Here is a 14,199-nt window from a genome sequence, read left to right on the forward strand (position 1 = left end):
TCGGCAACCCGCCTCAGCCCTCCACCCTGATTCCGCGCGCCTGGATCAGCCGGGCCCACTTCGCCCGTTCATCGCGCATGAAGGCGTCAAAGCGCTGCGGCGTCCCCCCTCCATCCTCTGCGCCGAACTCTTCGAGCTTGGCCACCACATCGGGCATGGCCAGGATGCGGTTGACGTCCGCATTGATGCGGGCCACCAGATCGGCGGGCATTCTTGCGGGGCCCACCAGGCCGAACCAGATGCTCGCGTTGAACCCGGAATAGCCCTGCTCCGCCACGGTGGGAATCTCCGCGAAGGCCTTGGCGCGCTTCACACCCGTCTGAGCCACGGCATGGACTTTTCCGCCCTTGATGAAGGGTGCCGCCGTGGTCATCCCCTCGAACGCATAGTCGATCTGGCCGCCCAGCAGATCCGTCATCACGTTCGACGCGCCCTTGTACGGGATATGGAGCGCGGACACCGCCGCAGTCTGCTCGAACAGCGCCAGCGCGAGGTGCTGGGCCGACCCCGTGCCCGAGGAGCCGAAGCTGACCTCCCCCGGCTTTTGCTTCAACGCGGCCAGCAGGCCCTGCATGGTGGCGGAAGCCTTGGGGCTGGCAACCAGGACCTGCGGGGTCTGGCCCACCAGGGCGATGGCGGAGAAGTCCCGCTCCGGCGAGAAACCGAGCCTGGGGTTGAGCGCAGGGGCAATGCCCAGCGCGTTGATGTGGCCCATCATGAGCGTCTGCCCATCGGGCGCGGCCCTGGCGGCCTCGGCAGCGGCAATCAGCCCCGCCGCGCCTGGCCGGTTCTCGACGATGACGGGAATGGCCCACAGCTGGTTGAGCCGGTTGGCGATGATCCGCGCCAGGATGTCCGTGCCGCCGCCTGCCGAGAAGCCGACGAGGATTTTGACCGGGCCCGCCGGCGGCCTGGCCTGTGCAAAGCCCGGATGGGCATGCAGGGCGGCGGCTGCGGCGGCCGAGGTCAGGAACTGTCTGCGTTGCATGGCTTGTCTCCTTGGATGATGGGCTGGCGGCGGTCTTACGCCACCGAGGTCCAGCGGCCGAACCGGGACACCTGCGCCTCGTCGAAATTGAAGCCGAGTCCCGGCGTCTGGTGCAGCACGACACGGCCCTTTTCCTGCGCCAGCTGGCGGTCCAGCAGGCGGCGGAAGTTCAGCACCTGGTCATCCCAGAAGAACTCGACATAGCGCGCATTGGGGGTCGCGGCCACCAGCGGCGCGTGCACATCGTGGAACCAGTGCGGACACATCTGCAGCCCATAGCCCGCCGCCATGGCGGCAATGCGCTTCCACTCGGTAATGCCCCCGCAGACTGCGGCGTCGGTCTGCAGGATGGATGCGGCGCCCATGTCGAGCAGATGCTTGTGGTACCAGCGGCCATAGCCGATTTCCGCGGTGGCCACGGGAATGCGGGTGAGCTTTGCCAGGCGGGCGTGGCTTTCGACATCGTCGGGGCTGAACGGCTCCTCGATGAAATAGGGGTCGTACGCCTCCATGCGGCGCAGGTACTGCATGGCCTGCACGGTGTCCACCCAGCCGTTGTTGCAGTCCAGCATGAGCTCCACGTCCGGGCCGATGGCCTCGCGCGCCGCCTTCACGCGCGACTCCTCGCCCTGGGGCGACCAGCGGCCGGTCTTCATCTTCACGGCCTGAAAGCCCAGTTCGACATAGCCGGCCATCTCCTCGCCGACATGGCCGGCGGTCTTGCCGTCCACGTAGTAGCCGCCGCTGGCATAGGCCGGCACCGTGTCCAGCTCCACCGCGCCCAGGTACTTGTGCAAAGGCAACTGGGCGGTGCGGGCATTGAGGTCCCACAGCGCAATGTCGAGTGCGCTCAGTGCCCGCATCACGGTGCCCATGCGGCCTTGCAGCAGCGCCTCCTGGTACATCTCCTTCCACAGCCCTTCGACGGCCAGGGACTCGCGGCCCAGCAGCACAGGACCGAGCAGCTGCTCGACCGCGACGCGGAACAGCTCGCCCGCCGCATTGCCCACATAGCAAAAGCCGATGCCTTCGACGCCGTCGCTGCTGCGGACCTTGACCAGCCCGTAGTGGCGGTCGACCACGGTGCGGTTCGACAGATAGGTGACCTTGTCCAGCGGCACGCGGGCAACGCAGACTTCAATGGATTCGATGAGGGGCATGAGCTCTCCTGACATGGTTTGGAAGCGGGAACGAGCGAACTTTGCGCTTCAGGAGATCTGCAACAAAGATGGTGTCCCATGGTTCAGATGACGCAAAATGCGTCGCATGGATTCGCGCTTTCTCCAGAGCTTCATTGCCGTCGTGGACTGCGGCTCGATGGCCGACGCCGCGCGCAGGCTGGACCTGCCGCCCACCACCGTGGCCCAGCAGATGCGTGCGCTGGAGGCCGACGTGGGCTGCGCACTGCTCACGCGGGTGGGCCGGACGGTGCGGCCCACCGTTGTGGGCGCCCGGATCGTGGAGCATGCGCGGGAGGTGCTCAAATCCGTGGAGAACCTGAGGTCGGCCGCCTCGGCCACCGAGCTTCCCGCAGGCCCATTGAGGCTGGGGGCAACGCCCACGGCGCTGATGGGCCTGGTGCCCCCGCTGCTGCGCCGGTGGATGAGCTCCCATCCGGCCGTGCGCGTCTACATCGAACCCGGCACTTCCTCACTGCTGCTGGACCAGGTGCAGACCGGCCATCTGGATGCGGCCATCCTCGTGCACCCGGCCTTCGCCATGCCCAAGACCTGCGAATGGCGGCTGATGCGCAGCGAGGCGCTGATTCTTCTCGCGCCCCGGGACATGAAGGTGCGCGATCCGCTGCTCACGGCCGCACGCGAACCCTTTATCCAGTACGACCGCAAGGTGGTGGCAGGAAAAATGGCGGATGAATACCTGCGGGGCCACGGCATCAAGCCGAAAGTTCGCTTCGAGCTGGACGGCATCGAGCAGATCGCACAGCTGGTTGCGGAAGGCTTCGGTGTCTCCATCCTGCCGGACTGGCCCGTGCTGGGACCGCCGGATGCCAGAACGCGCCGATGGCCGCTGCCCCCTCCGAGCCCGTCCCGCGAAGTGGGCATGGTGTGGCTGCGCTCTTCGGTGCGCTCCCCGCTGGCAGCCGCCTTGTCCGAGCTGATCGATTCCCGCTAGCGGACCATGCCCTGACCTGTGCCTGGCACGCAGGCTCTCAGAACAGGCTGCGTTGCGCCAGCAGCAGCGACGGGTGGTAGAGGCTGCAATCGAGCCGCAGCGGCTCGCGGTTGAATCCGTACCGACGGCAGGCCAGGGCAAAGCGCTGGCGCAGCAGTTCGGCCCAGTGGCCGGTACCTTTCATGCGCTGGCCGAACTCGGCGTTGTACACGCGGCCGGCCTCGCGCTGCTCGCCCTGGATGCCGTGCAGGTCGCGCACGCGCTCCATCACGCGGCGGGCGCGGTCGGGGTAGTGCACCTGCAGCCATTGCTCGAACAGCGGTGCCACTTCCCAGGGCAGGCGCAGCACGGCATAGAAGGCGTGGCGCGCGCCTGCGTCGGCAGCCGCCTCCAGCACCTTCTCCAGGTCTTCGTTGATGAAGGGAATCTGCGGCGCCAGGCTCACGCCCACGGGCACGCCCGCCTCGGTCAGCGCGCGGATGCTGCGCAGCCGGCGGTGCGGCGCGGCGGCGCGCGGCTCCAGGTGGCGTGCCAGGTCTGCGTCCAGCGTGGTCAGCGTGATGTGCACCGAGGCCAGGCCCTGGCGCGCCAGCGGGGCCAGCAGGTCCAGGTCACGCTCCACCCCGCTGCCCTTGGTGACGATGGAAAACGGGTGGCGCGCCTCGGCCAGCACTTCGATCAGGCGGCGCGTCAGCCCCAGCTCGCGCTCCACGGGCTGGTAGCAGTCGGTGACCGAGCCCAGCATCACGGGCGCGGCCACATGGCTGGCGCGCGACAGCTCGGCGCGCAGCAGCTCGGGCAGGTTCTGCTTGGCGATGAGCCGGGTCTCGAAGTCCAGCCCCGGCGACCAGCCCAGGTAGCTGTGCGTGGGCCGGGCATAGCAATAGATGCAGCCATGCTCGCAGCCCCGGTAGGGATTGAGCCCCATGTGAAACGGCAGGTCGGGCGACTGGTGGCGGCTCAGCGCCGAGCGGGCCTGCTCCCAGCGCAGTTCGGTGCGCAGCGGAGCGGCCTCTTCGTCTTCGGCGGGCGCCTCAAGGCTGCCCCAGCCGTCGTCAAAGGCCTCGCGCGGGTCGGTGGTGAAGCGGTGTGCCAGTTGGCTGGCTGCGCCCCGGCCCTTGATGGCGTGCAGGGGAATGGAGGCCGGCTCCGGAGAGAGGTCTGGGTTGGCGCGCATGGGGTTCGCTCCCGCAACGATGAATACTGTACAAACATACAGATCATAGCTGCGCAGCAGCCCGTTATCCAGAACGATGACAATGCCCCTGATCCATGCCATCCAGACCCATGCACCACATCCGCCCTGCCATCGACAGCGACTTCCCGTCCTTGCTGGCCTGCGATCCATATGCCCGCAGCCATGCTGAACGCCAGGCCTTTCTGCGGGAGAAAACGGCCGCTGGCGCGGTATTGCTGGCCGAGCGGGATGGCTCGGTGCCGGGTTTTGTCGTGCTGGAGCCCGGATTCTTCGGCCATGGGTTCATCTCCCTCATCGCCGTGGCAGATGCAGCGCGGCGCAGCGGCGTGGCGCTTGCACTGCTGGCGGCGGCTCGGCAGCGCTGCACCACGGACAAGCTCTTTACCTCGACCAATGCATCGAACCTGGCCGCGCAGGCGCTGTTCGCCCAGGCGGGCTTTGTGCCCAGCGGGCGCGTGGACAACCTGGACCCCGGCGACCCCGAGCTGATCTTTTTCAAGGCCCTAGGCAGCACGCGCGCGCAGTAGCGCTCGCAGCAGGCCGCGTCAAGCCCACGCCAATCCGCACCGTACCGTGCGGGTTCGCTTGGCAGAACCCACACGGGCCTGCACAATGGGCCTATCGCACCAACTTGGTGCTTTTCTCTTTTCTGAAGATGCCTTGGCCCGGACAACCGCGTTGCCCGGGCTTTTGTCCGTTTGGGCGCCGCTGCCCTTCACTGCAGCCACGGCGCAAGCACACAAGGGAGCCAACACCATGGAGCGCAAGCCCCACATCATTCTTTCGTCCCTGGACCTGGAGCGCATCGAGGCCCTGCTGGACAAGCAACCCGCCTTCCCCGGCCGCGACGCGCTCGAGGCCGAGCTGGACCGCGCCGACGTGCTCGAACCCAAGGAAATGCCGCCCAACGTGGTGACCATGAACTCCACCGTGCGCTTCACGCTGCTGGAGTCGGGCAAGTCCAATACGCTGACCCTGGTCTATCCCAAGGAGATGGACGGCAGCTCCGACAAGGTGTCGGTCTTCGCGCCCGTGGGCATTGCCCTGCTGGGCCTGAGCGTGGGCGACCAGTCGCGCATGGCCGGCCCCTCGGGCCAGGTCACCGTGCGCGTGGATGCCATCGAGTTCCAGCCGGAAAGCGCGGGCGAGCTGCACCGTTGAACGCCAACCGGCGTGAAGCGAAAAAGGCAGCCAACCGGCTGCCTTTGTTGTTTGTGGACTGATGCACGGCGCCTCAGCGCAGGCCTGCCACAAATGCCGCGATCAGGCCGGTGCCCACCAGGCCCGCCTGCCAGCGCAGCGCCATGTGCCAGCTGGGAACGTGGCGCTCCACGCGCTCGTACAGCAGATGGCCGGCCGCAATCGACAGCACAAAGGCCGTGCACATGCCCAGCAGGGCGGCGGGAATGGAATGTGGCCAGAAATGGCTTTCCACGGCATTGACCAGCAGGCAGACCGAGAAGTGCACGAGAAACACCGAGTACGAAATCTTGCCCAGCCGACGCAGCGGCGCCCAGCCTTGCGCCTGCGCAAACGCGGGGCTGCGCATGGCCACGACCAGGGCCAGCGCCGTGGCACCGGCCAGCGCGATGCGGTCGCGCCACTCCAGTGCCAATGCCGCCACGACCAGGGCCACGATCAGCAGGGACCAGCTCCAGGCCGTCGAGGACTTGTCCGCATGCGCGGCCCAGTAGGCCAGCATGCCCAGGCCGTAGGCGCCAAAGAAGTACGGCGCCCACACATCCCATTGCGCATCCAGATTGAAGCCCAGCAGCGAAGCGGTCACGCCGATCACCACCAGCGCCTGCGCCACGCTCAGCGCCCAGGGCCAGCAGCGTGACAGGGCGTCGCCGCCAAAGCGGCGGCGCAGCAAGGCACCGCCCCAGCGCGTGCCGGCCAGCAGCAGCGCAGTCAGCGCAAACAGCTGGAAGTCAATGGACACATACCAGACGCCCGCAGACAGCGATTCCTCGCCCACGATGTTCTGCAGCAGCAGCGCATGCGCCACCAGTTGCCAGAGATCGGGCTCGCCCGACACCGAGGCATGGTCGAACCAGGGCCGCACGGCCGCCGAGACCACGATGGCCACGACCAGGGCCACCGCATAGGGCACGACCAGGCGCACGAAGCGGCGCCCGATGCGCGACCACGGATCGCTGTGCTGGCCGTGGCCTTGCGGCGCCATGCTGGCTGCCGCCAGGTAGCCGCCCAGCACCAGGAAGATCTGCACGGCCATGCGCGCATATTCATAGAGCCAGTCGATGAGGTCCGGCGCGGCCGGATGGGCGATATCGGACATGGGGCCGTAGAAGGCCAGGTGGTGCCAGATGATGGCGGCACAGGCCAGGCCCTTGGTGCAGTCGATCAGTGCACTGCGGCTAGCGTGGGACATGGGGCAATCTGTAGTCGGTACGGGGCGGGAAGGCGCAGGGCCCGGGCCGCCTGGCCGCAAGCCCGCAAAGGCGCCATTGTGCGCCTTTTGGACGCGACTTGCAGAAAGCTGACACATCGCTTCCCAAGCCGCCCGGAGCGTGCCGCGCACGCGCAGGCACAATGCATGCCATGACGCAATCCAAACCTCTTCCGGCGTTGAACCGGCAGTTCGTCTCGCACTTCGGCGAGATGGGCAGCCGCTGGGGCATCAACCGCACGGTAGGCCAGATCTACGCACTGCTGTTTCTTTCGCCCGAGCCGCTCAATGCCGACCAGATCGCCGAGACGCTGGAGTTCTCGCGCTCCAACGTGAGCATGGGGCTCAAGGAATTGCAGGCCTGGCGCCTGGTGCAATTGCGCCACCAGCCCGGCGACCGGCGCGAGTATTTCGAGGCGCCGCAGGATGTCTGGGAAATCTTCCGCCGCCTGGCCGAGGAACGCCGCCGCCGCGAAATCGAGCCCACCCAGTCCATGCTGCGCGCCGCCATGCTGGAGGAAGTCACCACCGAAGAGGAACGCTACGCCCAGCAGCGCATGCGCGACATGTACGAGCTGATCGACCGGCTCATGAACTGGTTTGACGACGTGCAGCGCCTGTCGCCCGAGACCGCCATGCAGCTCATGGGCATGGGCACGGCCGTGACGCGGCTGCTGGATCTGAAGGACCGCATCACGGGAGGCAAGGGCCGCGCCAAGGCGGATGACACCGACGATTGAACCTGGCAAGCCTGCGTACAAAAATGAGCTCCCGAGGGAGCTCATTGTGTTTACAGCAATGCTTCATTGGCGGTAAGCGCGTGCAAAAACTGGCGTAGCCCAAAGCAAGGGACACCGAGCAAGGGCCGCCCCCGCAGCGAGGGTGTCGTCCCCCTCCCGAAGAGAGAGGGGGAAGGCGCGAAGCGCCTCAGGGGGAGCTTTATTTCTCCCGGGCCAGGAGTTCGCGGCGCGTGGCCTCGTCGTCCATCAGTTCGTACCACATCGCGTTGAGCACCGCGAAGGCGGCCGCCAGCGGCAGGCCGAGCAACCAGGCGAAGTACCACATGGTGTTGTGTCCTTTCTTGACGTTGACTGTCGTTTCTTGATTCGGTGGATCAGTACGAGTGGCCACGGCCCTCGATGATGGCCATCGGGTCGACCTTGCCGCGCAGCACGCTGTAGACCCAGCTGGTGTAGGCCACGATGAGGGGCACGAAGATCAGCGCGCACACCAGCATGATGAACAGCGTCACATGGCTGGACGAAGAGTCCCAGACCGTGAGGCTGTGCTGCGGGTTCAGCGACGAGGGCAGGATGAACGGGAACATGGACGCCCCCACGCTGGCGATGATGCCCGCAATGCCCAGGCCGCTGGACAGCAGGGCCAGCCACTCGCGGCGCAGCCACAGGCCCAGCGCCGCCAGCAGCGGCATCAGCAGGCCGATGGCCGGCACGGCCCAGAGCACGGGCCTGGCCTGGTAGTTGGCGAACCAGGCGCCCGCCTGCAGCGCAGCCGTCTTGAACAGCGGGTTGGACGGTCCGGTGGTGTTGATCTCGCTGGTGATGCGGTAGCCATTGAGCGCGGCCAGCCACACGCCAGCCGCCGCGAACAGCACCGTGGTGGCGACGGCCGCCACCATGCCGAAGCGGCGCGCGCGCGCGGCCACATCGCCCTCGGTCTTGAACACCAGCCAGGACGCACCATGCATGAGCAGCATGCACAGCGAGACCAGGCCGGCCAGCAGCGCAAACGGGTTGAGCAGGCCGAAGAACGTGCCCTCGTAGTAGATGCGCATGTCGGGCGCCAGGCGGAAGGGCACGCCCTGCAGCACATTGCCCAGTGCCACGCCGAAGATCAGCGCGGGCACCACGCCGGCCATGCACAGCACGGCATCCCAGCGCGCGCGCCAGGCCGGCTCCTCGCGCTTGCTGCGGAACTTGAAGGCCACGGGCCGCAGGATCAGCGCCACCAGGGCCGCGAACATGGCCAGGTAAAAGCCTGAGAACGACACGGCATACAGCTGCGGCCAGGCCGCAAAGATGGCGCCGCCGCCCAGGATGAGCCAGACCTGGTTGCCTTCCCAGACCGGGCCCAGAGAGTTGATGACGACGCGGCGCTCCACGTCGGTCCTGGCCGCCAGCGGCAGCAGCGCGGCAGCGCCCAGGTCAAAGCCATCGGTGACGGCAAAGGCGATGAGCAGCACGCCCAGCAGGCCCCACCACAGCAGGCGCAGGATGTCGTAGCTGATCAGTTCGTGAAGAATCATGGTGACAATCTCCCTTGGTCATTGCCCGCGGGCGAGTTTTTGCATCAGAGGGAAGTAGGTGGTCAGGTGCGGTGCGCTTTCCTCCTGCGGTCCCTTGCGGATGGCCTTCACCATGAGCTTCATCTCGATGACGAAGAGCACGGAGTAGATGGCGATGAAGCCTGCAATCGTCAGCAGCAGCGTGCCCGCGCCCAGGTTGGAGACGGCCAGCGCCGTGGGCAGCACGCCTTCGATGATCCAGGGCTGGCGGCCCACCTCGGCCACGATCCAGCCGCACTCGGCCGCGATCCAGGGCAGGGGAATGGCGATCACGGCCAGCTTGAGCATCCACGGATGGGCGTCCAGCCTGCGCCGCACCGACAGCCAGAAGAACGCGGCCGTGAGCGCGATGAAGAACATGCCCAGCCCCACCATGATGCGGAAGGCCCAGAACAGCGGCCCCACGGCCGGCACGGTGTCCCAGGCGGCCTGGGCGATCTGCGCGTCCGTGGCCTGGCGCGGGTCGTCCACGTAGCGCTTGAGCAGCAGCGCGTAGCCCAGTTGCCCGCCCTTGTCCTCGAAGACGGCCTTGGCCTCGGCCGGCACCTGGCCCGTGGGGCCGGCGGCGCGGATGGCCTCCAGCGCGCCATAGGCCTCGATGCCGTTGCGGATGTACTGCTCGGTGCGCTGGACCAGGTCGTTGATGCCGGGGATCTCGGTGGTCAGCGAGCGCGTGCCGATCAGGCCCATGACCCAGGGAATGTGCACGGCATAGTGCGTCTCCCGTGCGGCCTTGTCGGGGAAGCCGAAGGCCGTGAAGGCGGCCGGTGCGGGCTCGGTGTCCCACATGGCCTCGATGGCGGCCAGCTTCATCTTCTGGTGCTCCGACGACAGGTAGCCGCTTTCATCGCCCAGTACCACCACCGACAGCGCGGCGGCCAGGCCGAACGAGGTGGCCACCGTCATGGAGCGGCGCGCCAGCTGGATATGCCGGCCCTTGAGCAGATACCAGGCCGAGACGCCCAGCACGAAGATGGCCGCCGTCACGTAGCCGGCCGAGACCGTGTGCACGAACTTGGCCTGGGCCACGGGGTTGGTCAGCACCGCGAAGAAGTCGGTGACCTCCATGCGCATGGTCTGCGGGTTGAACGCCGCGCCCACGGGGTTTTGCATCCAGCCATTGGCGATCAGAATCCACAGCGCCGAGAAGTTCGAGCCCAGGGCCACGCACCAGGTGGTCACCAGGTGGCCGACCTTGCTCAGGCGGTCCCAGCCGAAGAAGAACAGGCCCACGAAGGTGGCTTCGAGGAAGAAGGCCATCAGCCCCTCGATGGCCAGCGGCGCGCCGAAGATGTCGCCCACGTAGTGGCTGTAGTAGCTCCAGTTCATGCCGAACTGGAACTCCATCACGATGCCTGTGGCCACGCCCATGGCGAAGTTGATGCCGAACAACGTGCCCCAGAACTTCGTCATGTCGCGCCAGATGGTGCGGCCCGTCATCACGTAGACGGTCTCCATGATGGCGATGATCACGGCCAGGCCGATGGTCAGCGGCACGAACAGGAAGTGGTAGAGCGCCGTTACCGCGAACTGCAGCCGCGATAGATCGACGATGTCGAGGTCCATGGTGAGATCCTTTCTCTCGGGGGTACTTGGTGAAATCCTTGATCAGCCGTCCTGCCGCAGGCGCGCCAGGGCCGCCTCGAACGGCGGTGTGCCGCGCAGCGCCTCGGACACCACGCGGCCCTGCTCCACCCACAGCAGCCGGTCGGCCAGTTGCGCCTCCCGCAGCTTGTGGGTGGCCAGCACCAGGGTGCGGCCCCGGGCTGCACTGTCCAGCCGCACCAGCAGGTCGGCGGCCGTGCGTGCATCCAGGCCCTCGGTCACTTCGTCCAGCAGCCAGCAGCGCGCGGGGCTCAGCAGCAGCCGCGCCAGCGCCAGGCGCCGTGCTTGGCCGCCGGACAGGCCCAGCCCGCCCTCGCCCAGCCGCGTGTCCAGGCCCTGCGCCATGGCGCGCACATCGCCGGCCAGCCCGGCGACTTCCAGCGCCGCCCACAGCGTGTCCTCGGCGGCCTCGGGGCAAGCCAGCAAAAGGTTGTCGCGCAGGCTGTCCTCGAACAGTTCGGTGCGCTGCGTCATCCAGGTGCAGCGCCGGGCACGCACGGCGCCGGACAGCGGCTGGAGCTCGCCGGCTATCAGGGACAGCAGCGTGGTCTTGCCCGCGCCGCTGGCGCCCAGCAGGGCGACACGTTCGCCTTCGGCGATACGGATGTCCTGGGCCAGCACGGCGGCACGGGGTGCCACGACCTGCTCCAGCTCAACCGCCCAGCCCTGCCTGGGCGCAGCCGGTTCGCAGGCGCCTTGCACAGCGCCGTCGCGCAGGGCGGGCGCCAGCCGGCGCGCGGCCAGCCAGCTGCGGCCGGCCTCCAGCGCGCCACGGCGCAATGCGGCAAAGGGCTCCATGGCCGTCAGCGCCAGCAACAGGGCCAGCGCGGCCACGGGCGCGCCCAGCAGGCCGGCCTCGGCCAGCCAGCCTACGCCCAGCAGCACACCGGCCAGGGCCAGGGCGCCGCACAGGCCTTGCACGAAGGAGGTTCGGGCCTCCAGGCCGTGGAGCTCGGCGTCGGCCTCGGCCACGCGTGCGTCCAGGGCGGCAATGCGTTCGCAATGGGCGGCCAGGGTGCCGGCCATGGCCAGCTCTGCCTGCCCGGCTACCAGGTCGGCCGTGCGGGCGCGCAGGGACTCCAGCGCCAGCGCGCGGCGCACGGCGGGCCGGCGCGCACTGCGCGCCAGCCACAGGGCGCTGCCCAGGCCCGTGGCCAGCAGCCACGCAGCCAAGGCCATGCCCAGCCACCAGCGCATCAGGCCCAGTGCCAGGGCGGCGACCAGCGTGGCACCCGTGGCGGCCAGCAAGGGCACGAACAGGCGCAGGTACAGGCTGTCCAGCGCATCCACGTCGGCCGTCAGCCGCTGCAGCAGACGCGCGGGCCGCAGGCGCAGGCTCAGGGCGGCGGCGGGCGTGGCCCAGCTGCGCAGCAGCCGCTCGCGCAGGGCTGCCAGCACGGCCAGGGTGGCGTCATGGGTGACCAGCCGTTCGGCATAGCGCGTGCCCGTGCGGCCCAGGGCCAGCAGGCGGATGCCGGCCGAGGGCATGAAGACATCAAAAACGATGGCCGTGGCCGGCAGCAGCCCGGCCAACGCCGTGGCCGTGATGAACCAGCCCGACAGGCCCAGCAGCGCCATGCCCATGAGCACCGTGAGCAGGGCCAGCAGCGCGCCGCCCAGCCACAGGCGGCGGGGTGCCATGCGCGCCAGGGCGGCCAGCACGGGCCGGAGGGTGGAGCGGGGCTTCATGCGGCCAGCTCCTGCGGGGCGGCATGGCCCGCCAGCTCCACCACGCGGTGCATGGCGGCGGCCAGTTCGGCATCGTGGGTGGCGACGATCAGCGTGCGCCCGCGTGCCAGCTGCAGCAGGGCATCGGTGACCTGGGCGGCCGTGGCCGGGTCCAGGTGGGCCGTGGGTTCATCGACCAGCAGCAGGCCTGCATCGCGCGACAAGGCCAGGCGCGCCAGTGCCAGGCGCACGATCTCCCCGCCCGACAGGCCGGCTCCGCCCTCGCCCAGCGTGGCGCCGGGCCGGGTCTCGGCCAGCTTGCCCAGCCCGGCCAGCCGCAGGGCCTGGCGCAGTTCGCCGAAGGTGAATCCCGGGCGGCCCAGCCGGAGGTTTTCGGCCACCGAGCCGGCGAACACATGGGGGCTCTGCCCCATCCAGGCCATGCGCGCGCGCAGCCGGCCGGCCGATTCGCCGTCGAGCAGCTGGCCGTCGATATGGATGCGCCCAGGCTCGGCCACCGGCAGCAGGCCTGCAATCTGCGCCAGCAGCAGCGACTTGCCGCTGCCGCTGGGGCTCCACAGCGCCACATGCTCGCCAGGCCGCACGTCCACCGTGAGCGCCGGCAGCGTGACTGCGCCGCCTGGCGCCTGGGGCCGCACCTGCTCCAGGTGCAGGGCGCAGGCCTGGCCGGCCGCCCTGCCGGGCGCAGCCAATGCGCCGGGCAGCGGCTGCGCATCGCGGCCCAGCTCGCCCAGGGCCTGCAGGGCGGCCTCGCCGCTGGCGCGGTCGTGCCAGACGGCAGACAGCTCACGCAGGGGATCGAAGAAGCTGGGCGCCAGCAGCAGCACGAACAGCGCCTGGCCCAGGCTCAGTGTCTGGCCCCAGCTGCCAAAGGGCAGATGGCCCAGCAGGTGAAAGCCCACGTAGACGGCCACCATGGCCACGCCCAGGGCCGAGAACAGCTCCAGCACCGCAGAGGACAGAAAGGCGATGCGCAGCACGCGCATGCTGCGTTCGCGCAGGGATTCGGCGTTGGCGCGCAGCCGCTGCGCCGTGGCATCCACCGCGCCCAGGGCGCGCAGGGTGGACAGGCCGCGCAGGCGGTCGAGCAGGAAGGCGTTAATGCCGCCCAGCTCCACCATCTGCGCCTGGCTGGCCGCCTTGGCGCGCCAGCCGACGATGGCCATGAACAGCGGGATCAGCGGTGCGGCCACCACCAGGATCAGCGCCACCACCCAGCTCTGGCTGGCCACGGCCAGCGCAATCACCAGCGGCACGGTGCGCACGCGCCACATGGCGGTCTGGTAGCGCGACAGCCAGGGCACGATGGCCTCGGCCTGCTCGGCCATGGCGCTGGCCGCCTGGCCCGAGGCCGCGCGCTGGCGGTCCAGCGGCGAGGTGCCCGCCAGCGTGCGCAGCACCTGCATTCGCAGCGCGCTCACCAGGCTGCGCGCCTGCAGATTGGCGCGGCGCGTGCCGCTGGCATCGCACCAGGCGCGCAACCCGCCCAGCAGTGCCACGCCGGCCGCAAGCTGCCACAGCGGCCACATCGGCTCCACGCCTGCGCCATCGGCCATGGACTGCACGGCCAGCGCCAGCAGCGCCGCCTGGGGCAGCCACAGCAGCGAGGCCAGCACCAGGCGCCCCGTACCCGCCATCGGACGACGCGCCAGCTGGTGGAACTCAGGCAATGACGGGGTACAAGGTTTGTTCATTTATTCTGTAATTTCAGTATTTACTGAAATTACGCAAAGAATTCTAAACAAACTTGCTCCAGGCAAGTCGCTCGCAGGGGGAAGCCGAGTGAAGCAGTCAAGCGTGCGCAAGGGGTTTTGCGCAAACAACTTCGAGAACCGGACCCGCACAGCGTGGGTAATACCCAAAGAAAACGG

General features: G+C 68.5%; 13 protein-coding genes. 4 read left to right on the top strand and 9 right to left on the bottom strand.

Annotation, left to right across the window (positions count from 1 at the left end):
* Positions 1-13: 13 nt before the first annotated feature.
* Both A4F85_RS12655 and A4F85_RS12660 read right to left on the bottom strand, forming a co-directional pair.
* Positions 14-988, bottom strand: coding sequence for a Bug family tripartite tricarboxylate transporter substrate binding protein (locus tag A4F85_RS12655; protein ID WP_013803447.1), 975 nt, complete (start codon positions 986-988; stop codon positions 14-16).
* Positions 989-1,023: 35 nt separating this feature from the next.
* Positions 1,024-2,148, bottom strand: a complete 1,125-nt coding sequence (locus A4F85_RS12660; RefSeq protein WP_063326768.1) for a mandelate racemase/muconate lactonizing enzyme family protein — start codon at positions 2,146-2,148, stop codon at positions 1,024-1,026.
* A 106-nt stretch (positions 2,149-2,254) separates the two neighbouring features.
* On the opposite strand from A4F85_RS12660, the gene A4F85_RS12665 reads away from it, so the two are divergent.
* The gene (locus A4F85_RS12665) at positions 2,255-3,121 is read left to right on the top strand and encodes a LysR family transcriptional regulator (protein WP_063326769.1); all 867 of its coding nucleotides are present in this window, start codon (positions 2,255-2,257) and stop codon (positions 3,119-3,121) included.
* Positions 3,122-3,158: 37 nt separating this feature from the next.
* Here the strand turns inward: A4F85_RS12665 and A4F85_RS12670 are convergent, their stop codons facing one another.
* The gene (locus tag A4F85_RS12670) at positions 3,159-4,298 is read right to left on the bottom strand and encodes a PA0069 family radical SAM protein (protein ID WP_063326770.1); all 1,140 of its coding nucleotides are present in this window, start codon (positions 4,296-4,298) and stop codon (positions 3,159-3,161) included.
* A gap of 95 nt (positions 4,299-4,393) precedes the next feature.
* Between A4F85_RS12670 and A4F85_RS12675 the strand changes: the two genes are divergently transcribed.
* Positions 4,394-4,846, top strand: coding sequence for a GNAT family N-acetyltransferase (locus tag A4F85_RS12675; protein ID WP_043823856.1), 453 nt, complete (start codon positions 4,394-4,396; stop codon positions 4,844-4,846).
* A gap of 229 nt (positions 4,847-5,075) precedes the next feature.
* Entirely contained in the window at positions 5,076-5,480 is a 405-nt protein-coding gene (gene rnk, locus A4F85_RS12680; protein ID WP_013803451.1) for a nucleoside diphosphate kinase regulator, read from the top strand.
* Between the two features lie 73 nt (positions 5,481-5,553).
* Here rnk and A4F85_RS12685 read toward each other — a convergent pair whose 3' ends face one another.
* Positions 5,554-6,711, bottom strand: a complete 1,158-nt coding sequence (locus A4F85_RS12685; protein ID WP_063326771.1) for an acyltransferase family protein — start codon at positions 6,709-6,711, stop codon at positions 5,554-5,556.
* Positions 6,712-6,872: 161 nt separating this feature from the next.
* Here A4F85_RS12685 and A4F85_RS12690 point away from each other — a divergent pair, with 161 nt between their 5' ends.
* Entirely contained in the window at positions 6,873-7,469 is a 597-nt protein-coding gene (locus tag A4F85_RS12690) for a GbsR/MarR family transcriptional regulator (protein WP_012204320.1), read from the top strand.
* 199 nt (positions 7,470-7,668) lie between these two features.
* On the opposite strand, the gene cydX is transcribed toward A4F85_RS12690, so the two are convergent.
* The 5 genes from cydX to cydD are packed head-to-tail and all read right to left on the bottom strand — an operon-like array spanning position 7,669 to position 13,965.
* Positions 7,669-7,794, bottom strand: coding sequence for a cytochrome bd-I oxidase subunit CydX (gene cydX, locus A4F85_RS12695; RefSeq protein ID WP_012204319.1), 126 nt, complete (start codon positions 7,792-7,794; stop codon positions 7,669-7,671).
* Positions 7,795-7,843: 49 nt separating this feature from the next.
* Complete coding sequence (gene cydB / locus A4F85_RS12700) at positions 7,844-8,995, bottom strand: cytochrome d ubiquinol oxidase subunit II (RefSeq protein ID WP_012204318.1); 1,152 nt, start codon at positions 8,993-8,995, stop codon at positions 7,844-7,846.
* Between the two features lie 18 nt (positions 8,996-9,013).
* Positions 9,014-10,600: a cytochrome ubiquinol oxidase subunit I gene (locus tag A4F85_RS12705; protein WP_034391473.1), complete on the bottom strand. Its 1,587-nt coding sequence runs from the start codon at positions 10,598-10,600 to the stop codon at positions 9,014-9,016.
* Positions 10,601-10,642: 42 nt separating this feature from the next.
* A complete protein-coding gene (locus tag A4F85_RS12710) occupies positions 10,643-12,328 on the bottom strand; it encodes an amino acid ABC transporter ATP-binding/permease protein (protein ID WP_063326772.1) in 1,686 nt (561 codons plus the stop codon).
* The gene (gene cydD, locus A4F85_RS12715) at positions 12,325-13,965 is read right to left on the bottom strand and encodes a thiol reductant ABC exporter subunit CydD (protein WP_063326773.1); all 1,641 of its coding nucleotides are present in this window, start codon (positions 13,963-13,965) and stop codon (positions 12,325-12,327) included. Before cydD ends, A4F85_RS12710 begins: the two co-directional genes overlap by 4 nt.
* Positions 13,966-14,199: the final 234 nt, after the last annotated feature.

The organism is Delftia sp. GW456-R20 (assembly GCF_001622915.1).
Classification (GTDB): Bacteria; Pseudomonadota; Gammaproteobacteria; order Burkholderiales; family Burkholderiaceae_C; genus Comamonas; species Comamonas acidovorans.